Origin of the sequence: Roseomonas nitratireducens, assembly GCF_017813355.1 — a bacterium.
Lineage (GTDB): Bacteria > Pseudomonadota > Alphaproteobacteria > Acetobacterales > Acetobacteraceae > Neoroseomonas > Neoroseomonas nitratireducens.
In genome coordinates this window covers 1-17,355 of the sequence record NZ_JAGIYZ010000013.1, presented here as the reverse complement: position 1 = coordinate 17,355, position 17,355 = coordinate 1, and the positions used below count along the sequence as shown (strand labels likewise).

Genomic DNA, 17,355 nt, shown 5'->3' with positions numbered 1-17,355 from the left:
CGCCGTTCCCTCCAGACCCCCGAGGTTTCCAGATGGCCGAACACATCACGATCGGCGATGTGGCGCCGCGCGTGCAGTATGTCGCGGACGGCGTGCAATCCGCCTTTCCCTACCCCTTTCCCATCTTCGCGCCGGAGGATCTCGAGATCCGGCTCGACGGCGCGCTGCTGTCCGGCGGCGCGGTGGTCTCCGGCGCGGGGCGCTCGGATGGCGGCACCGTCTCGCTGGCGGAAGCCCCCGCACCCGGCACGCGCGTCACGCTGCGGCGGCGCCTCGCCCTCGCACGGCTGACCGACTTCCAGGACAACGGCATCCTGCGCGCGCGCACGCTGAACGACGAGCTCGACTACCAGGTCGCCGCGCTGCAGCAGGTGGCGGAGGATGTCGCCGGCGCGCTGCGCCTCGGCCCCGCCGATGGCGGCGCGCTGACGCTGCCGGCGCGCGCTGCGCGGGCCGACCGCGTGCTCGGCTTCGACAGCCTGGGCGACGTGACGGTCTTCGACCGCGGCACGGGAAGCCTCGGCGTGCCCTTTCCCGGCGGCGTGCCGCGCACGGTCGAGGACAAGCTGTCCGAGCGCCTGACCGCGCGCGACTTCGGGGCGACAGGCGATGGCGTGACCGATGACGGGCCCGCGCTCGCCGCCGCCATGGCCGCCGCCGCCGCCTCGGGCCGCCTGCTCGAGATCGGGGAGGGCACCTTCCGCACCACCCAGCCGCTGACGCTCGGCGAAGGGGCGGCGGGGCTGACGATGCGCGGCGCCATCCTGTATGCCGGGCCGGCGGGGACGGTCGCGTTGACGCTCGGCGACGGCGCGGCCGTGCGCAACGCGGCCAAGCGCTACGAGGGGCTGCGCGTTCTGCGCGCGACGATCTCGGACTGGACGGATGACGGCGACATCGGGCTGCTGCTGCGCAACCTCGATGCCTCGCTCGTCGAGATCCGCCAGGTGGAAGGCTTCACCATCGGCGTCCGCACCCTGGGCGTGGAGCGCGGCTTCGAGGACACGACGCTGATCCTCGGGCGCATCGGCAACAGCCGCATCGGGCTCGACATCCGCACCGAGACGGCGGCGGGGTGGAACACCTCGGTCCGCTACATCGGCGGGCACTTCACCATCGGCAGCACCGTCAACGTGAACACGGACCGCTTCGGCGTGCGCTTCTCGGCCGCGCCCGGCGCCTATGTCGCGCACAACAGGCATCTGTTCGACGGGCCGAACTTCGAGCTCCGCGCGGAAGGGCGGCCGATCAGCGGCATCCCCTTCCTGTCCGAAGTCAGCAGCCGCGCGGTCTGGGTGCGCGGGCTGCGCATGGAAGGCTGCAGCCCCTTCGTCGCGCGCCACACCGGCGCGGCGCAGGACCATGTGTACGAGGTCGCCTGGGCATCCCAGGCCTATGAGGTCGATGTCGACTACGCGCCGACCGCCACGCGCGCCGGCGCCGCGCTGCGCCGCTTCCACCAGGCGGCGGCCTTCCGGGAGGCGACGCGGGAGGTCGCCTCGGTCGCGAATCTCCGCGCCGCGCGCATCCGCTGGTCGAACACCGAATGGGGGTTCGAGCGGCTGGCCTGCCTGTCCACCAATGTGGCGGGCACGCCGGCCACCATCGCGGACTTCGCCCTTCCCGCGCTGGACGGCTACGGCTTCACCGACCGCGGCGTGGTGCTGACGGGCGGGCGGGGCCTCGGTTTCGTGGTGGATGCGCGCGGCTGCAGGGACTTCGCTTTGGCCGTCGACGCCGATGCGCCGCGGCTCCTCGTCATGGGCTTCGACGCGGCGGGCAACCTGCTGTCGGACGGCGGCGTGCCGCTTGTGCTCGCCTCCGGCCAGTCCATGGCCTGGAACGCGACGGCGCGCTGGTGGCAGGGCACGGCGGATATGCTGGACGCCACCTTCGCGCGCCCGCAGGTGGTGCGCCTCGCGCCGCAGGTCGCCTTCGCCATCATCGGCGTGGCGCGCATCGGGGCGGATTACGAGGTGCGGGCCATGCGGCTCGCCTGCGACCCCCTGCACGCGCCACCGTTGCTGTACGGCCTGCCGGACCTGCCGCATGGCGCGCGCGCGCTGGTCGCGGAAGCGGCCTGGGACCCGCCCTCGCTCGCGCCGGGCGCGACGTCGCAGATCAACCTGCCGCTGGCCGGCGCGCGGCCGGGGGACTTTGCCTCCGCCTCCTACTCGCTCGCCACCTCGGGCGTCGTCTTCCTCGCGCAGGTGGGGGCGACGGATGTCGTCACTGTCACCGCCTGGAACCGCAGCGGCGTCGCGATCGACCTCGGCGCGGGCACCGTGCGCGCCCGCGTGGTGAAGACGTGACCGAGGCGCGGGACGTCGTCCCGCACGGCACCGCCCTGCGCAGCGCGCTCGACATCGTCGTCAACGACTACCTTCGCTTCCTGCGTGGCGGCCCGGACCCGTCGATCGAGGACGCGGCAAAAGCCTTCACCACCTACCAGGCCGGCTGCAAGGCCGCGCTCTCGCACCTGGACATGCTCATCAAGATCGGCCGCTCCCTGGGCGCGCCGGTGATTGAGGTTGAGGAGGCGACGACCATGCTGGTCGAGGCCCGCGCGGCCCTCGCGCAATCTTCGGAGGACCACATCGATGCCGGCGAAGGGGAGTGCTGACGCCGCCTTCCTGGAATTCGTCTGGATCTGGAACCGCCGCCAGCGGCACGAGACGCCCGCCATCCACCGCCGCATCGCGCGCTGGCTGGATGCGCGCCAGGCGGCGGGCGATGCGCGGCTGTTGCTGATGGCCTTCCGCGGCTGCGGCAAGTCCACGCTCATCGGCCTTTGGTGCGCGTGGCTGCTCGCATGTCGGCCGGAGACGCGCATCCTCGTCCTCGCCGCCGATGCGTCGCTTGCGGTGAAGATGGTCGCCAATGTGCGGCGCATCGTCGAACGCCACCCGCTGTGCCGCCACCTGCTGCGCGGCGCGGCCGATGGTTGGGCGGCGGACCGCTTCACCGTGGCGCGCGACGGCGCGCTGCGCGACCCCTCCATGCTCGCCCAGGGCATCGGCGGCAACGTCACCGGCAACCGCGCCGAGGTCATCGTCTGCGACGATGTCGAGGTCGCGGGCAATTGCGACACGCCGACCAAGCGCGCCGAGCTGCGGGAGAGGCTGGCGGAGACGGAGTTCATCCTCGTCCCCGGCGGGACCATCCTGTTCGTCGGCACGCCGCATTGCGAGGACAGCCTCTATCGCGACGCGCGCGACGAAGGCGCCTTCCTGGCCGGCTACCGCCGCCTGGTGCTGCCGGTGATGAACGCCGCCGGCGCCTCCGCCTGGCCCGAGCGCTTTCCGCGCGACGCGATCGCCGCGCTGCGCGACCGCGTCGGGCCGACCGAGTTCCGCCGGCAGATGCTGCTCCAGCCGGTCCCTTCCGGTGCCGTGCGGCTCGATCCCGCCGCCATCATCCGCTACGCGGCCGAGCCCGACTGGCGGGAGGCGCAGGGCAGGGGCGTGCTGACGCTGCTCGGCCATCGCCTCGTCTCGGGCGGCGCCTTCTGGGACCCGGCCTATGGGCGCCCGGATGGCGGCGACGCCTCGGTGCTGGCCTGCTGCTACGCGGATGGCGAAGGGCGCGCCTTCCTCCATCGCCTCGCCTACCTGGTGCACGACCCGTCGGCGGCCGATGACCCGGCGACGCAGCAATGCCGCGCCGTCGCCCGCCTGCTGGAGGAAACGCTGCTGCCCGCCGTGCGCGTCGAGACCAACGGGCTCGGGAAATTCCTGCCCGCCCTGCTGCGCCGCGTCCTCGCCGAGGAAGGTGTGGCCTGCACCGTCATCGACCATGCGAGCACCCGCGCGAAGGAGGACCGCATCCTCGCCGCGCTGGAACCCGCCCTGGCCGCGCGGCGGCTGCATGCCCATGACAGCGTCCTGCGCACGCCCTTCGCTGCAGAGATGGCCGAATGGCGCCCCGGTGCGACGGGGGTCCGCGACGATGCGCTCGACGCCGTGGCGGGCTGCCTGCTGGCGGACCCGGTCAGGCTGGTGCGCGCGCGGCCGCCGCCCCGGCGGCCGGATTGGCGCTGACCTAGGCGGCGCGGCGCTTGAGGATCTCGCTGCCGTGCCGCGCGCGGCCGGCATCGGTGATCTCGAAGCGCCCATCCTCCCGCGGCCGGGCCAGGCCCATCGCGGTGAGGCGGTTGAGGCACGGCCCGTCCTTGAGCCCGGGCGGGCGGCCATGCGGCCCCACCAGCGTCAGCCGGTGCAGGGCCGAACGGCAGCAGGTCTCGAGATAGGGCTCGTTCCACATGGCGGCGCGCATTCCCCGGGGCTTCGCCCAAGGGTGGGGAAGCCGACGCCTTCCTTCAAGTCCGCAAGCAGGAGGCATGACCATGCCCATCCAGATCGAACCGCTCTGGTGGATCACCGCCGTGGAGGCGCCCGTCGTTGCCGCGCTCTTCTGGATGATCCACGGGCTCCGGCGCGACGTGCATGCGCGCATCGAGCGCGGCGACCAGCGCGATTCGGATGCGCTGACGCGCACGCGCGACGACCTCGCCCAGTTCAAGCTGGAGGTCGCGCGCACCTATGTGCCGCTGTCGCTGATCCGCGACCTCGACCGCCGCCTGTCGGACCACCTGGTGCGCATCGAGGCGAAGATCGAGGAGGTCTCCCGCGCCAGCATCGCCGTCGCGCAGGCCGCGCGCCGCGCGGAGGAACGGGAATGAGCGCCGCCGAGGTGCTCGCCCTGACGCTGTGGGGGGAGGCGGCGGGCCGGCCCGTCCGCGCGATCGAGGGCCTGGCCGCGCTGGTCGTCAACCGCGCGCGCCGCGCGGCCGAACCGGGCGGGCCGGCGCATTGGGGCAGCGGCATCGGCGGCGTTTGCCGCGCGCCCTTCCAGTTCCCCTGCTGGAACCGCAACCATCCGCGCCACGCCGCGCTGATGGAGGTCCCGCCGGGCGACGGGGCGCTGGCGATCTGCCGGCGCGTCGCCGCGCGCGCGATCGCGGGCGCGCTGCCCGACCCGACCGGCGGGGCGACCCATGTGCACGACGCGGCGGCGCTGCCCGGCTGGGCGGTCGGCCGCGCGGCCTCGGCCGAGATCGGGGGCTTCTGCTTCTACCGCGCCGAGGACCTCGGCTGAGGCATACCGTCAGCCCGGCCTGGCGCGCCGCGCCGCCAGCGCGATGAGCAGCAGCGCCAGCGACGCCCCGCCGATGGCGTACAGCGTCGTGTCGGGCACGTAGAAGGTCGTGTAGACCTCCCACCCCATGGCGCGCAGCGCCTGGGAGGCGGCGGTCGGCGTGCCCGTCAGGTGCCCGCCCAGCGTGCCCGTGATGGTCAGCAGCAGGCTGCCCAGCAGCGCAAGCCCGACCATCACCCAGCGCGAGAGCCCGTCCCACACCGCCTCGCCCCCGCGCCAGCGGACCAGCAGCAGCACGGCCCAGTAGGCGAGCGTCCAGCTCGCCGACAGGATGTGGTTGCGCCCGAGCGGGGAGCTGGTGATCGCCTCCGCCGGCCAGACCCGGAAGCCGATGGCGTAGGCGATCGCGGTCGTCACGACGCCGACGGCCAGCAGCGGCACCAGCGCGTGGTCCACCGCCCGCGCGAGCGTGCCGCCGGAGAAGGCGCGCAGGATGATGGCGAACATGGCCACCGTCAGCAGCGCGATCGGGAAGTGAACGAGCAGGATGTGATTGGCGGCCATGGCTCAGGCTCCCGTCCGGCGACCGATGGTGGCGGTCAGTGCGATGCCGAAGGCGGCGATCAGCCCGATGCCGGCCAGCAGCGTCAGCCGCCATTGGCGCTGGATCGCCTCGTTGAACTCCATCTCCACGCCGTAATGGGCGAGCTGGTCCTCGCTGTGGCGGAAGCGGACCGGCACGCCGGCGCGCACGCGGTCGGCGCCGGGGTGGCGGTCGCCCACGATCAGCGGCCAGTTCACCTGGCCGGGGTAGAACAGCGTCACCGCATGGGCTGGCTGCGACCAGTCGGGGCTGTCGCCCTCGAAGCGGGCCGACTGCACGTCCGCCGCCCGCCCGAAGCCGATCGACAGCGGCAGGGAGACGTAGTGCCACCGCCCGCCGGTCGCCTGGCGGTGGATGGCGAAGGCGGCCTGGTAGACGCCGCCGTCGCGGATGATCTTGTCCTCCTGCGGCGCGCCGGTATCCATGCGGCGGCGCAGCGTCACGTCCCAGGTGCCATCGGCCCAGCGCGCGCGGCCGGCGACGGCGATGTCGGCGCGCGATCCCTGCGGCGCGCGCAGCAGCCGGCGCGGGATGGTGTCGCCATCGCGCCACGCATGGTTCGGATCGAAGGGAACCGAATTCCGGTCCGTCAGCGCGTTGACGTCGTCCTGGCCGATGCGGCCCTGGGTGAGGTCCTCCCACCGGAAGGCGGCGCGGCCGCCGGCCTGGGCAGGGTCGAACATGCGCGCGGGGCGGCGGTTCGGCCCGTCCCAGTTCGTCGTGTACATGCCCCGACCGGCGTCGCTCAGCCGGCCGGCGGTGATGAATTGGTCGTCGGCCACGCCGACCGGGTTGGATCGCGCCGCGCGCCAGTGCCACAGGTCGAGGAAGTAGCCCGCCGCCTGCAGCCGGCGCTGCTCGGCTTCCGGCACCACGGCGGCGAAGTCGGCAGGGTCGCTGCGCGTCGCGGGCAGGTACTTGGTCGGCTCGTCGAGCCCCAGGCGCCGGCCGAGTTCGGGATGCTCGCGCACTTCCCGCCCGCTCGCCTCGTCGGTGAAGCCGGCCAGCCGCGCGCCGATCGCGACATAACCGCCGTAGCGGCCGAATTCCGGCACGCTGCCGTCGTCCAGCATCATCGACACGCGGTCCTCGTGCAGCCCGTCGGGCTGCGAGCCGGGCACGGCCGCGCCGCGCACCTGCCAGGCACCGCCTTCGTAGCGCAGCATGTCGTGGAAGATGCCGGGATTGGGCGCGGGCCAGCGGTAGCGGAACAGCACGTCGGTGCCGTTGTGCGCGACCTGCACGCTGAGCGGCACGGTCAGCGTCGCGGGAACGCTGATGTGTCGCGCGGGGTCGTCGCGCACGACGCCGCGGCCATGCGTCAGCCAGGAATAGCCGAGCGCGGCGACGAAGACGGCTCCCGTCGCCAGCAATGCGGTACGGCGCATTTGGTTCTCCCCCTCGCGCGTGCCGGCGGCTTGCGCGGGCAGCGTCGACGGAGCAAATGCGCGGGCATGCGTCCCGTGTCCTTGCGATTGCGCAAGTTCAGGGAGGCGGTCGGAGGCGAGGGCCCATGGACGCGAAGATCTACACCCTGGTGCGCGAAGCCGATTGGCGCGCCGCCGAGGCCGCCGGCGCCTATGCCGGCAGCGCGGACGATGCGCGCGACGGCTTCCTGCACTTCTCCGCGGCCGGCCAGGTGCGGGCGAGTGCGGCGAAGCACCGCGCCGGCGTGCCGGACCTGCTGCTGGTCGAGGCCGATGCCGCGGCGCTCGGCGATGCGCTGAAATGGGAACACGCATCGGGCGGCAAGCGGCCGGGGCTGTTCCCGCATCTGTACGCCCCGCTGCCGCTCTCGGCGGTCACGCGCGTCGTGGCGGTGCCGCTCGGCGCGGATGGGCTCCACGTGTTCCCGGCCGATATCGCCTGAACCTTGCCGAGGGCATCGGCCGCGACATAGCGTGGCGCGAACCAGGAACGGGGCGACGTGCGATGCCGATGCCGACCCTCGCGGCCCTGCTCGGGGAGATGCGGGCGACCCCCGAGGCCTTCCTGCGGCACTATCGCCTGGACATCGCGGGCGGCGCGGCCAAGGCGTCCGGCGTCGCCACCTTCCGCTACGCCAACGCGAACCAGCAGGACAACGAGACGATCTCCATGCCGGGCTTCACGACCGGGCTGAGCGGGCTGCTCGGCCTGCAGAAGCAGCGGCGGCTGATCAAGTTCATGAAGGTGGCGCTGCCGCCCAAGCCGGCGCCCGACCCGGCGACCGAGTTCGAGGCGCATTATATCGCCATGACGCAGGCCGCCGACGGGCCGGCGACGACCCATGTCGTCGTGCCGGGCGCGGGCGGGCCGGACATCATGCTGACATCGCAGCTGTCGGGCTGCGGCTTCGGCATCGGCAGCCCGAACGGGGGCGGGGACCGCATCCTCTCCCACATCCAGCCGGCGGTGGCCGGGGCCAGCGTGCATGGCGCGCTGACCGGCGGCATGGGCGGCGGCGGCACGGCGGCGACCTTCGAGAAGGATCCGAATGGCGGCGGGCGGGACTATGCCGGCAACAACCGCGCGACGGTGATCGGCGTGCGCAACGGCACCGCCTGGACCTTCTATGCCCAGGTCTACGACACGAGCCAGAACAACCGCGAATTGTTCAAGGTCGTGCGGCTGAACTAGCCGCCCGCTGGCTCATCAGGCAGGCGAAGACGACGATCACGGCCCCGCCCAGCGTCCAGCCGCTCGGCCATACGTTCCAGATCAACAGGTCGAAGCCGACCGCGAAGATCAGCGCGGAGAATTCGAGCGGCGCGAGCCGTGCCGCCGAATCGTGGCGGAAGGCGATGGCGAGGCAGAGCGTCGCCGCGCCCGCGAACAGCCCGTTCGCCATCAGCGCCAGCAGGTCGCGCGGCCCCGGCGCCACCCATTCCATCGCCGCGAAGGGGAACAGCACGATCAGCCCGGGCAGGGACGACCACAGGATCAGCACCGCCGCCCCGGTCTCGTGCCGCAGCAGGCGGTTGATCGTCAGCACCGCCGCGTAGCAGGCCGTTCCCAGCAGTGCCCACAAATAGGCGCCCACCGGCCCGCCCGCGGCGAGCCCCGGCCACATCGCCAGCAGCACCCCCGCGAAGCCGAGGAAGGACCACCACCAGACCGCCGGCCCCGTCCGTTCCTTCAGCACCAGCGCGGCGAGCCCGAGCGTCAGGAAGGGTGCCGTGAAATAGACTAGGTAGCCTTCCGCCAGCGGAATCTCCCGCAGCGCGAGGAAGAAGCCCAGCCCCGAGCCCAGCATGCAGGTCGCGCGCGCGAGGTGCAGGAAGGGATGCGCCGTGGACAGCGTCCCGCCCGCCCCGGGGACGGCCGCGCGCGCCGCGAACAGCACCAGCAGCAGCGTCGCGTAGCGCAACGCCACCACCTGGCTCGCCGGATAGGTGCCGGCAAGGAGTTTGGAATTCGCGTCGAGCACGCCGAACAGCGCCATCGCCGCGACCAGGAAGACCGGGCCCCGCACCCTCTGATCCCGCCGTGCCGTTGTGCCCGCTTCTGGACGGGCTTCCCCCGCCGCGTCAACCGGGGCAGAAGACGCCCGCCATGACCCCCGCCATCGCTTCCGCCCTGATGCCGCTGATCCGCGGCCTGGATGCCGAGACCGCGCACGGGCTCGCGCTGAAGGCCCTCGCGGCCGGGCTCGCGGGCCGGGATGCGGGCACGGACGACCCGGTGCTCGAGACCCATTGCCTGGGCCTGCGCTTCCGCAACCCGATCGGGCTCGCCGCCGGCTTCGACAAGGATGCGGTGGCGGTCGCACCCCTGATGCGGCTCGGCTTCGGCTTCGTCGAGGCCGGCACCGTCACGCCCCGCCCGCAGCCGGGCAATCCGCGCCCGCGCCTGTTCCGCCTGCAGGAAGATGCGGCGGTGATCAACCGCATGGGCTTCAACAATGGCGGGCTGGACGGCTACGTCGCGCGGATCGCAGCACTTCCGCGCCCGCTGCCCGCGGTGTTCGGCGCCAATATCGGCATCAACAAGGAAGGTGCCGATCCGGAGCGCGACTATCCGGCGCTCTATGCCGCCGTCGCGCCCCATGCCGACTACGTCACGGTCAACGTCTCCTCCCCCAACACGCCCGGCCTGCGCGACCTGCAGGGGGAGGAACGGCTCGCGTCGATCCTCGACGCCATCGCGGCGAAGCGGTCCACCCTGCCGCGCACGCCGCCGCTGCTGGTCAAGATCGCGCCCGATCTGGCGGACGACGCGCTGGAGCCGATCGTCAATGCGTGCCTGGCGCGCGGCGTGGCGGGGCTGATCGTCTCCAACACCACCATCGCGCGGCCGGCGTCGCTGCGGTCGCCGCTCGTGAAGGAAGCGGGCGGCCTTTCGGGACAGCCTCTGTTCGCGCCCTCGACCGAGGTGCTGCGCAAGGTGTTCCGCATCGCGCGCGGGCGCATCGCGCTGGTGGGCGTGGGCGGCATCGCGACGGCCGAGCAGGCCTACGCGAAGGTCCGCGCCGGCGCCTCGCTCGTGCAGATCTATACGGGCTTCGCCTATGCCGGGCCCGTGCTGCCGCGGCGCATCGCCGATGGCCTCGCCGCGCTGCTGAAGCGCGATGGATTCACTTCGGTCGCCGACGCCGTCGGCAGGGACGCGTGATGGACATCCTCGACGGCATCGAAGCGATCGCCGACCGCTATGACGGCTATGTGCTCGACCTCTGGGGCGTGGTGCATGACGGGCGCAAGCCCTACCCGGGCGTGCCCGAGGCGCTGGCGGCGCTGAAGGCGCGCGGCAAGCGCATCGTCTTCCTGACCAACGCGCCGCGCCGGGCCTGGATGGTCGCGTCCATGCTGGACCGCATGGGGCTCGACCGCGCGCTCTATGACGGCATCATGTCCTCGGGCGAGGTGTCCTGGCGGCATCTCAAGGCGCGGCGCGATTCCTTCTTCGCGTCGCTGGGCCAGCGCTGCGTCCATATCGGCCCGGAGCGCGACCTGTCGGTGGTCGAGGAAGGCGTGGCCGAGATCGTCGCCGAGCCGCGCGAGGCCACCTTCCTGCTCAACACCGGCCCCGACGACAGGCTCGGCCCGCAAAGCGCCGATCCCTATCGCCCGGTGCTGGAAGCCTGCGCCGCGGCGCGGCTGCCGATGGTCTGCGTCAATCCCGACCGCGCGGTGATGGTGGCGGGCAAGAAGGTGATCTGCGCCGGCGCGTTGGCCGACATCTACCTCGCCCTGGGCGGCGCGGTGCGGGAGGTCGGCAAGCCGGACCCCGAGGTGTACGAGCCGGTGCTCGAACTGCTCGGCGATCCGCCGCGGCACCGCGTGCTGGCCATCGGCGACAGCCCGCACACCGACCTCGCCGGCGCTCAGGCGGCCGGGCTCGACGCGCTCTGGGCGCTGACGGGCCTCGCGGCCGATGCGCATGGGGAAGATCCGTCCGCGGAGCATCTCGCCGCCGTGGCGCATGAGGAGGGCGTGCGCCCGATCGCGGCGCTGCGCTCTCTGCGCTGGTGAACCTGCGCGCGCTCGCAAGGCTGCGGGCGATCTGCCTCGCCCTGCCGGATGCGGCGGAACGCGAGACCTGGGGCATCGCCACCTGGCGCATCCGCGACCGCATCTTCTGCATGTGGTCGACGACGGACCGGCTGCAGGCGGCCATGTGGTGCAAGGCGCCGCCCGGCAGCCAGGAGGTGCTTGTCGCCGCCGCGCCGGACCGCTTCTTCGTGCCCCCCTATGTCGGCCACAAGGGCTGGATCGGCGTGGTGCTGGACGGCGACGCGGATTGGGAGGAGGTGGCGGCGCTGGTCCGCCGGTCCTGGCGCATGACGGCGCCGAAGCGGCTCGCCGCGACGCTGCCGGACTAGTCGACGATGAACAGCCGCGCGCCCTTTGCGGTGCGGGAGCGATGCGGCTCCGCCCCATCGGCCACCTGGTATGACATGCCCGGCGTCAGGGTGAAGACTCGGCCATCGGCCAGCGTCGTCTCGAGTTCCCCGTCGAGAACCAGCAGCACATGGCCCTTCTCGCACCAATGGTCCGAAACGTAGCCGGGGGAGTATTCGACCATGCGGACGCGGATCGGGTTGTCCGCCGGGCCGACATGGCGCGTGCGCCACAGCGCCTCGCCTTCCTCCCCCGCATGGCGGGTGGGTTCGACCGCGGACCAGTCGGTGGTGTCGAAGGGGATGGCGGACATGCGCATGGTCGGGTCCTCGGGCGTATCGCGCCCGGGACCGTGCCCGCGCGCGCCGCGGCCGTCCATACGGCGCCATCCGGTCATGCCGGATGTGTGCGATCGGGCTCCGTGCCGCGCGACGGATGCTGCTTCAGGCGTGCCCCGCCGCGGCGGAGAGCAGCGCCGGGTCGACGCGCAGCTTGGCCAGCGCCGCGTCCCAGGTGCGGGTGGTGTCGTCGCCGAACACCAGCCCTTCGTCGGCCGGCACGCTGAGCCAGGAATTGCGCTGGATCTCTTCCTCGAGCTGCCCCGGCGACCAGCCGGCATAGCCCAGCGCGAGCACGCCCGCCTTCGGCCCGCCGCCGGCCGCGATCGCCTTGAGGATGTCGAGGCTCGCGGTCAGCGCGAGGCCGGGGACGACGGGCATGCTGCCCTCGGCCGTCCAGTCGTCGCTGTGCAGCACGAAGCCGCGGCCGCCCTCGACCGGCCCGCCGGAGACCATGCGGATGCGCCGCTGCGGCGGTGTCGGCTCGATCTCGAGCTGGCGGAGCAGGTCGTCGAAGGCGAGCCCGGCGAGCGGGCGGTTCACGATCAGCCCCATCGCGCCCTCGGACGAATGGGCGCAGAGGCAGACGACGGTATGGTCGAAGCGCGGGTCCTGCATGCCCGGCATCGCGATGAGGAGATGCCCGGCAAGGTAGCCGGCGCCCGCGCTCGCCCAGGATTTCGAAGTGGCCATGGCCCCTAGGTGGATCACCCCGCGCGGTCCCGCAAGGCTCGTCCGCCCCGATGACAGCCCGGCGCGCCCGCGCTACATCGGCTGGCCAACGAGGAGGACGACATGCCGATCAGTGTGGGCGACGCCATTCCGGCCGTGAAGGTCATGCAGGCCACCGCCGAGGGGCCGAAGGAAGTCGATACCGGGGAGTTCTTCAAGGGCCGCACCGTGGTCCTGTTCGGCGTGCCGGGCGCCTTCACGCCGACCTGCTCGGCCAAGCACATGCCGTCCTTCGTCGAGAACGCGGATGCGCTGAAGGCCAAGGGCGTGGACGCGATCGCCTGCATGGCGGTGAACGACGTGTTCGTCATGGGCGCCTGGGCGAAGGACCAGGGCGTGACCGACCAGGTGGCGATGCTGGCCGATGGCGCGGCCGTCTTCACCAAGGCGATGGGCCTGGAATTCGACCTGACGGCGCGCGGCCTCGGCGTGCGCTGCCAGCGCTTCGCGCTGGTGGCCAAGGACGGCAAGGTGACGCATGTCGCCGTCGAGGCGCCCGGCGCCTTCGAGGTGTCGTCCGGCCAGGCGGTTCTCGCCGCCCTCTGATCCTGCGCGCGCGGCCGGGGGTCCGGCCGCGCGGCACGACAGGCTTCGGCGAGGCCCGGCGCGTGCCGGGCCTCAGCCCTGCGGTTCGACGCCTGAGACGCGCACCAGCTCCCGCCAGGTCTCGCGCTGGGTGCGCATGATGCGGGCGAATTCCTCGGGCGTGTTCGGATAGGGCACGTTGCCGTTGGCTTCCAGCCGGCGCAGCAGCCCGGGGTCGCGCAGGCCGGCGTTGATCGCCTCGTTCATCCTGCGCACGATCGGCTCCGGCATGCCCTTCGGCCCCATCACGGCCGAGAAGGACGGCAGGTCGTAGTCCGGCACGCCCTGTTCCTGCACCGTCGGCATCTCGGGCGCGAGCGGCCAGCGCGTGGCGTTGGTGATGCCGAGCGCGCGCACCTGGCCCGCGCGGATCGATCCGATCACGCCGGAATAGCTGTCGAACACCACCTGGATGTTGCCCGCGATCAGGTCCGCCAGCGCCGGCGCGGCGCCGCGATAGGGCACATGCGCCATCTCGGTGCCCGTGCGCAGCATGAACAGCACGCCGAGCATGTGGTTCGCACCGCCCGCGCCGGCCGAGCCGTAGTTCAGCTTCCCCGGATTCGCCTTCAGATGCGCCACGAGTTCCGGGATGGTGCGTGCCGGCACGCCGGGATGGACGCAGACGACCGCCGTGCCGGTGGCGAAGGTGGCGATGGCGGTGAAGTCGTCCACGCCGTCATAGCCGGCGTTGCGGAACAGCAGCGGCGCGCCGAGATGGCTCGATGGGCTGGCCATCATCACCGTGTAGCCATCCGGGGCCGCCTGCGCGACGTGCAGCGTGCCCACGGTTCCGCCCGCGCCGGACCGGTTGTCGACCACGCAGGGCACGCCGAGGGCGGCCTGCAGCACCTCCGCCTGCAGCCGCCCCGAGATGTCGGACGCGCCGCCGGGCGGATAGGGCACCACGAGGCGGATCGGCCGGTTCGGCCAGGGCGCCTGGGCAAGGGCCGGGGCGGCCAGGGCGAGGCCGGCAAGGGCGGGCAGGGCGCGGCGGCGGATCATGGCGGTCTCCGGCAAGGCGGGTTCGGGCGCCAGCATGGCGCGACCGGGCGGGGGGCACGCAAGGTCCGTTCCAGCGGGAAGGGGACTTGATCTGGATCAAACCTCTTCGTAGATTTCAAAAAATTCTGAAAAGCCGGAATTCGATGAATCTTCCTCCGCTCGTCCAGGCCTTCGTCCTCCATTTCGGGGAAATGGGGTCCCGCTGGGGCATCAACCGCACGGTGGGGCAGATCTACGCGCTGCTCTACGTCTCGCCGCGGCCGCTCTGCGCCGACGACATCGTCGAGGCGCTCGGCGTCTCGCGCTCCAACGTCTCGATGGGCCTGCGCGAATTGCAGGCCTGGAACCTCGTGCTGCCGCGCCACATCCCGGACGACCGGCGCGACCACTACACCACGCCCGAGGATGTCTGGCAGATCCTGCGCGTGTTGGCGGAGGAGCGGAAGAAGCGGGAGGTCGACCCGACCCTGTCGGTGCTGCGCGAATTGCTGATGCAGACGCCCGGCAGCGAACCCGAACGCCACGCCCAGGCCCGCATGGCCGAGATGCACGGGCTGATCGAGCGCCTGACCAACTGGTACGAGGATGTGAGGCGGCTCGAGACCGAGCGTCTCGCGGCACTTCTCGAACTGGGGTCGAAGGTGACGCGGCTGCTCGACGCGAAGGACCGCGTCGTCGAGTTCGTCCGCGGACGGAAGGAGGTCTGATCCGATGGACGCGCTGATCCTCGCCCGCATCCAGTTCGCGGCGAACATCTCCTTCCACATCCTGTTCCCCACCATCACCATCGCGCTGGGCTGGGTGCTGCTGTTCTTCAAGCTGCGCTTCAACGCGACGGGCGACGACAAGTGGATGGACGCCTACCGCTTCTGGGTGAAGGTCTTCGCCCTGTCCTTCGCGCTCGGGGTCGTCTCCGGCATCACCATGTCCTTCCAGTTCGGCACGAACTGGCCTGGCTTCATGGAGCGCGTGGGCAACATCGCCGGCCCGCTGCTGGCCTATGAGGTGCTGACGGCCTTCTTCCTGGAGGCGACCTTCCTCGGGATCATGCTGTTCGGCTTCCGCCGCGTCCCCGGCTGGGTGCACACGGGGGCGACCTTCCTGGTGGCCTTCGGCACGACGATGAGCGCCTTCTGGATCCTGGTGCTGAATTCCTGGATGCACACGCCCCAGGGCTTCGAGCTGCGCGACGGCGTGGCGCACGCGACCGACTGGTGGGCGATCGTGTTCAACCCGTCCATGCCCTATCGGCTGTCGCACATGCTGATGGCCTCGGCGCTGACGGTCGCGTTCCTGCTGGCGGGGATGTCCGCCTGGCGCTGGCTGCGCGGGGACCGCGCGCCGTCCGTCATGGCCGTGCTGCGCACCGGCATCGTGATGGCCGCGATCGGCGCGCCGACGCAGCTGCTGCTGGGCGACATGCACGGGCTGAACACGCTGGAACACCAGCCGGCCAAGGTCGCGGCGATGGAAGGCAATTGGGAGACGCGCGGCGGCGTGCCGCTGGTGCTCTTCGCCATCCCGGACGACCAGGCGCGGGAGAACCGCTTCGAGATCGCGATCCCCTACGGCGCAAGCCTTGTGCTGACGCACCGCTTCGACGGGGAGGTGCCGGGCCTCAACCAGTTCCGCGGCGAGCATCCGCCCGTAGCACCCGTGTTCTACGCCTTCCGCGTCATGGTCGGCACCGGGATGCTGATGATCGCGACCGCCCTGGCCTGCGCATGGCTGCTGTGGCGGCGCGGGACGCTGCCGCGGCTGCTGATGTGGGGGCTGGTGGGGATGACCTTCTCCGGCTGGGTCGCGACGCTGGCCGGCTGGTACGTGACCGAGATCGGCCGCCAGCCCTGGCTCGTGCACGGCGTGCTGACCACGGCGCAGGCGGCGGGGCCGGTGCCGGCGGCGAGCATCGGCGCGACGCTGGCGATGTACCTGATCCTCTACGCGCTGCTGCTCGCGGCCTATGTCGGCACGATCTACCGGCTCGCGGCCAAGGCCTCCGGCGCCACGGCGGAACCGCTGCCCAAGGGCCTGCCGGCATGACGCCCTTCGTCCCGCCCGACTGGCTGCCGGTGATCTTCGCCGGGCTGATGGCGCTTTCGATCCTGCTCTACGTTGTGCTCGACGGCTTCGACCTCGGCGTCGGCATCCTGCTGCCGCGCGTCTCGGTGGAAGCGGACCGGGACCGCATGATCGCCGCGATCGGCCCCTTCTGGGACGCGAACGAGACCTGGCTCGTGCTCGGCGTCGGGCTGCTGCTGGTGGCCTTCCCCTCGGCGCATGGCGTGATCCTGACGGAGCTGTACCTGCCCGTCGCGGTGATGCTCGCGGGGCTGACGCTGCGCGGCGTCGCCTTCGAGTTCCGCGCCAAGGCCGCGGACCTACGGCAGAAGCGGCGCTGGGACCACGCCTTCGTCGCGGGTTCGCTGATCTCGGCGCTGTCGCAGGGCTGGATGCTCGGGCGCTACGTGCTGGGCTTCGCCGATGGCTGGGCGGCGACGGGCTTCGCGGCGATGGCCGCGATCGGACTCGCTATCGCCTATGCCTTCATCGGCGCGGCCTGGCTGATCTGGCGCACCGAGGGCGATCTGCAGCGCGCGGCGATCGGCTGGGCGCGGCTGGCGATCTGGCCGATGGGCATCGGCATCCTGCTCGTCTCCGCCGTCACGCCGCTGGTCAGCAGCCGCATCTTCGACCGCTGGTTCGCCTTCCCCGAGGTGCTGGCACTCGCACCGCTGCCCATCGCGACGGCCGCACTTCTGCTGGGCATCGGCAGCCTGCTGCGCCACATGCCGCTGCCGGGCGATGCGCTGCGGCGCGTGCCCTTCTGGGGTGCGGTCGCGCTGTTCTCGCTGTTCTTCGCGGGGCTCGCCTGGTCCTTCTTCCCCTATGTGGTGCCGGAAAGGCTGACCATCTGGCAGTCGGCCAGCGCGCCGGAGAGCCTGACGCTCATCCTGGCCGGCGCGATCTTCGTGCTGCCGGTGATCCTCGCCTACACCTTCCTCGCCTGGCGCATCTTCGGCGGCAAGGCGCGCGACCTCACCTACTACTAGGTCGTGTGGACTCTTGGGATTCCCGAAGGCGGCGTGACGTGATTCAAGGCTGCCTTTGGGGAGCTGGCCTTGGGCGTCTTGGATCGTTTGGTGCTGAGCGACACGGCGTGGGAGCGGAT

At 72.0% G+C, this 17,355-nt stretch carries 21 protein-coding genes; 14 read left to right on the top strand and 7 right to left on the bottom strand.

Features of this window, described 5'->3' with window-relative positions:
* Positions 1 to 32: 32 nt before the first annotated feature.
* From J5Y09_RS14080 to terL, 3 genes are read left to right on the top strand one after another with little or no spacing between them, the layout of a single operon-like run.
* Positions 33 to 2,312 carry a phage tail fiber domain-containing protein gene (locus J5Y09_RS14080; protein WP_209352442.1) on the top strand — a complete coding sequence of 760 codons (2,280 nt, stop codon included), beginning with the start codon at positions 33 to 35 and terminating at the stop codon, positions 2,310 to 2,312.
* On the top strand, positions 2,309 to 2,623 hold the full coding sequence (locus J5Y09_RS14075; protein WP_209352441.1) for a hypothetical protein: 315 nt from the start codon (positions 2,309 to 2,311) through the stop codon (positions 2,621 to 2,623). Before J5Y09_RS14080 ends, J5Y09_RS14075 begins: the two co-directional genes overlap by 4 nt.
* Complete coding sequence (gene terL / locus J5Y09_RS14070) at positions 2,601 to 4,040, top strand: phage terminase large subunit (protein WP_209352440.1); 1,440 nt, start codon at positions 2,601 to 2,603, stop codon at positions 4,038 to 4,040. Before J5Y09_RS14075 ends, terL begins: the two co-directional genes overlap by 23 nt.
* Before the next feature lies 1 nt (position 4,041).
* Here terL and J5Y09_RS14065 read toward each other — a convergent pair whose 3' ends face one another.
* Entirely contained in the window at positions 4,042 to 4,263 is a 222-nt protein-coding gene (locus J5Y09_RS14065) for a hypothetical protein (protein WP_408904059.1), read from the bottom strand.
* 82 nt (positions 4,264 to 4,345) lie between these two features.
* Here J5Y09_RS14065 and J5Y09_RS14060 point away from each other — a divergent pair, with 82 nt between their 5' ends.
* Both J5Y09_RS14060 and J5Y09_RS14055 read left to right on the top strand, forming a co-directional pair.
* Entirely contained in the window at positions 4,346 to 4,681 is a 336-nt protein-coding gene (locus tag J5Y09_RS14060; protein ID WP_209352438.1) for a hypothetical protein, read from the top strand.
* A complete protein-coding gene (locus tag J5Y09_RS14055) occupies positions 4,678 to 5,097 on the top strand; it encodes a cell wall hydrolase (protein WP_209352437.1) in 420 nt (139 codons plus the stop codon). Before J5Y09_RS14060 ends, J5Y09_RS14055 begins: the two co-directional genes overlap by 4 nt.
* A gap of 9 nt (positions 5,098 to 5,106) precedes the next feature.
* Here J5Y09_RS14055 and J5Y09_RS14050 read toward each other — a convergent pair whose 3' ends face one another.
* Both J5Y09_RS14050 and J5Y09_RS14045 read right to left on the bottom strand, forming a co-directional pair.
* A complete protein-coding gene (locus tag J5Y09_RS14050; protein WP_209352436.1) occupies positions 5,107 to 5,661 on the bottom strand; it encodes a DUF2231 domain-containing protein in 555 nt (184 codons plus the stop codon).
* Positions 5,662 to 5,664: 3 nt separating this feature from the next.
* On the bottom strand, positions 5,665 to 7,089 hold the full coding sequence (locus J5Y09_RS14045) for an ethylbenzene dehydrogenase-related protein (protein WP_209352435.1): 1,425 nt from the start codon (positions 7,087 to 7,089) through the stop codon (positions 5,665 to 5,667).
* A gap of 125 nt (positions 7,090 to 7,214) precedes the next feature.
* On the opposite strand from J5Y09_RS14045, the gene J5Y09_RS14040 reads away from it, so the two are divergent.
* Both J5Y09_RS14040 and J5Y09_RS14035 read left to right on the top strand, forming a co-directional pair.
* Positions 7,215 to 7,571 carry a DUF952 domain-containing protein gene (locus J5Y09_RS14040; protein ID WP_209352434.1) on the top strand — a complete coding sequence of 119 codons (357 nt, stop codon included), beginning with the start codon at positions 7,215 to 7,217 and terminating at the stop codon, positions 7,569 to 7,571.
* Positions 7,572 to 7,633: 62 nt separating this feature from the next.
* Positions 7,634 to 8,320: a hypothetical protein gene (locus J5Y09_RS14035; RefSeq protein WP_209352433.1), complete on the top strand. Its 687-nt coding sequence runs from the start codon at positions 7,634 to 7,636 to the stop codon at positions 8,318 to 8,320.
* Here the strand turns inward: J5Y09_RS14035 and J5Y09_RS14030 are convergent.
* A complete protein-coding gene (locus J5Y09_RS14030) occupies positions 8,298 to 9,155 on the bottom strand; it encodes a DMT family transporter (RefSeq protein WP_342451477.1) in 858 nt (285 codons plus the stop codon). The genes J5Y09_RS14035 and J5Y09_RS14030 overlap by 23 nt on opposite strands.
* Before the next feature lie 80 nt (positions 9,156 to 9,235).
* On the opposite strand from J5Y09_RS14030, the gene J5Y09_RS14025 reads away from it, so the two are divergent.
* The 3 genes from J5Y09_RS14025 to J5Y09_RS14015 are packed head-to-tail and all read left to right on the top strand — an operon-like array spanning position 9,236 to position 11,504.
* The gene (locus J5Y09_RS14025) at positions 9,236 to 10,294 is read left to right on the top strand and encodes a quinone-dependent dihydroorotate dehydrogenase (RefSeq protein ID WP_209352432.1); all 1,059 of its coding nucleotides are present in this window, start codon (positions 9,236 to 9,238) and stop codon (positions 10,292 to 10,294) included.
* Complete coding sequence (locus J5Y09_RS14020; RefSeq protein WP_209352431.1) at positions 10,294 to 11,154, top strand: TIGR01459 family HAD-type hydrolase; 861 nt, start codon at positions 10,294 to 10,296, stop codon at positions 11,152 to 11,154. Before J5Y09_RS14025 ends, J5Y09_RS14020 begins: the two co-directional genes overlap by 1 nt.
* A complete protein-coding gene (locus tag J5Y09_RS14015) occupies positions 11,151 to 11,504 on the top strand; it encodes an MmcQ/YjbR family DNA-binding protein (RefSeq protein ID WP_342451476.1) in 354 nt (117 codons plus the stop codon). The genes J5Y09_RS14020 and J5Y09_RS14015 overlap by 4 nt, the downstream gene beginning before the upstream one ends.
* Here J5Y09_RS14015 and J5Y09_RS14010 read toward each other — a convergent pair.
* A complete protein-coding gene (locus J5Y09_RS14010; protein WP_209352430.1) occupies positions 11,501 to 11,842 on the bottom strand; it encodes a DHCW motif cupin fold protein in 342 nt (113 codons plus the stop codon). The two genes, J5Y09_RS14015 and J5Y09_RS14010, sit on opposite strands and share 4 nt — an antisense overlap.
* A 124-nt stretch (positions 11,843 to 11,966) precedes the next feature.
* Positions 11,967 to 12,554 carry a YqgE/AlgH family protein gene (locus J5Y09_RS14005; protein ID WP_209352429.1) on the bottom strand — a complete coding sequence of 196 codons (588 nt, stop codon included), beginning with the start codon at positions 12,552 to 12,554 and terminating at the stop codon, positions 11,967 to 11,969.
* Positions 12,555 to 12,656: 102 nt separating this feature from the next.
* On the opposite strand from J5Y09_RS14005, the gene J5Y09_RS14000 reads away from it, so the two are divergent.
* Positions 12,657 to 13,139 (top strand): peroxiredoxin, encoded by a 483-nt coding sequence (locus J5Y09_RS14000; RefSeq protein ID WP_209352428.1) that lies wholly within the window; start codon positions 12,657 to 12,659, stop codon positions 13,137 to 13,139.
* 72 nt (positions 13,140 to 13,211) lie between these two features.
* Here the strand turns inward: J5Y09_RS14000 and J5Y09_RS13995 are convergent, their stop codons facing one another.
* Entirely contained in the window at positions 13,212 to 14,183 is a 972-nt protein-coding gene (locus tag J5Y09_RS13995; RefSeq protein ID WP_209352427.1) for a Bug family tripartite tricarboxylate transporter substrate binding protein, read from the bottom strand.
* Between the two features lie 143 nt (positions 14,184 to 14,326).
* Here J5Y09_RS13995 and J5Y09_RS13990 point away from each other — a divergent pair, with 143 nt between their 5' ends.
* From J5Y09_RS13990 to J5Y09_RS13980, 3 genes are read left to right on the top strand one after another with little or no spacing between them, the layout of a single operon-like run.
* A complete protein-coding gene (locus J5Y09_RS13990; protein ID WP_209352426.1) occupies positions 14,327 to 14,890 on the top strand; it encodes a GbsR/MarR family transcriptional regulator in 564 nt (187 codons plus the stop codon).
* Between the two features lie 4 nt (positions 14,891 to 14,894).
* Positions 14,895 to 16,226 carry a cytochrome ubiquinol oxidase subunit I gene (locus tag J5Y09_RS13985; protein WP_209352425.1) on the top strand — a complete coding sequence of 444 codons (1,332 nt, stop codon included), beginning with the start codon at positions 14,895 to 14,897 and terminating at the stop codon, positions 16,224 to 16,226.
* On the top strand, positions 16,223 to 17,236 hold the full coding sequence (locus J5Y09_RS13980; protein WP_209352424.1) for a cytochrome d ubiquinol oxidase subunit II: 1,014 nt from the start codon (positions 16,223 to 16,225) through the stop codon (positions 17,234 to 17,236). The genes J5Y09_RS13985 and J5Y09_RS13980 overlap by 4 nt, the downstream gene beginning before the upstream one ends.
* The last annotated feature ends 119 nt before the right edge of the window (positions 17,237 to 17,355 follow it).

Coding starts and splice junctions, on each gene's coding strand:
- J5Y09_RS14080 (WP_209352442.1), top strand. CDS start 33: ATGGCCGAACACATCACGATCGGCGATGTGGCGCCGCGCGTGCAGTAT.
- terL (WP_209352440.1), top strand. CDS start 2,601: ATGCCGGCGAAGGGGAGTGCTGACGCCGCCTTCCTGGAATTCGTCTGG.
- J5Y09_RS14065 (WP_408904059.1), bottom strand. CDS start 4,263: ATGTGGAACGAGCCCTATCTCGAGACCTGCTGCCGTTCGGCCCTGCAC.
- J5Y09_RS14060 (WP_209352438.1), top strand. CDS start 4,346: ATGCCCATCCAGATCGAACCGCTCTGGTGGATCACCGCCGTGGAGGCG.
- J5Y09_RS14055 (WP_209352437.1), top strand. CDS start 4,678: ATGAGCGCCGCCGAGGTGCTCGCCCTGACGCTGTGGGGGGAGGCGGCG.
- J5Y09_RS14050 (WP_209352436.1), bottom strand. CDS start 5,661: ATGGCCGCCAATCACATCCTGCTCGTTCACTTCCCGATCGCGCTGCTG.
- J5Y09_RS14045 (WP_209352435.1), bottom strand. CDS start 7,089: ATGCGCCGTACCGCATTGCTGGCGACGGGAGCCGTCTTCGTCGCCGCG.
- J5Y09_RS14040 (WP_209352434.1), top strand. CDS start 7,215: ATGGACGCGAAGATCTACACCCTGGTGCGCGAAGCCGATTGGCGCGCC.
- J5Y09_RS14035 (WP_209352433.1), top strand. CDS start 7,634: ATGCCGATGCCGACCCTCGCGGCCCTGCTCGGGGAGATGCGGGCGACC.
- J5Y09_RS14025 (WP_209352432.1), top strand. CDS start 9,236: ATGACCCCCGCCATCGCTTCCGCCCTGATGCCGCTGATCCGCGGCCTG.
- J5Y09_RS14020 (WP_209352431.1), top strand. CDS start 10,294: ATGGACATCCTCGACGGCATCGAAGCGATCGCCGACCGCTATGACGGC.
- J5Y09_RS14010 (WP_209352430.1), bottom strand. CDS start 11,842: ATGCGCATGTCCGCCATCCCCTTCGACACCACCGACTGGTCCGCGGTC.
- J5Y09_RS14005 (WP_209352429.1), bottom strand. CDS start 12,554: ATGGCCACTTCGAAATCCTGGGCGAGCGCGGGCGCCGGCTACCTTGCC.
- J5Y09_RS14000 (WP_209352428.1), top strand. CDS start 12,657: ATGCCGATCAGTGTGGGCGACGCCATTCCGGCCGTGAAGGTCATGCAG.
- J5Y09_RS13995 (WP_209352427.1), bottom strand. CDS start 14,183: ATGATCCGCCGCCGCGCCCTGCCCGCCCTTGCCGGCCTCGCCCTGGCC.
- J5Y09_RS13990 (WP_209352426.1), top strand. CDS start 14,327: ATGAATCTTCCTCCGCTCGTCCAGGCCTTCGTCCTCCATTTCGGGGAA.
- J5Y09_RS13985 (WP_209352425.1), top strand. CDS start 14,895: ATGGACGCGCTGATCCTCGCCCGCATCCAGTTCGCGGCGAACATCTCC.
- J5Y09_RS13980 (WP_209352424.1), top strand. CDS start 16,223: ATGACGCCCTTCGTCCCGCCCGACTGGCTGCCGGTGATCTTCGCCGGG.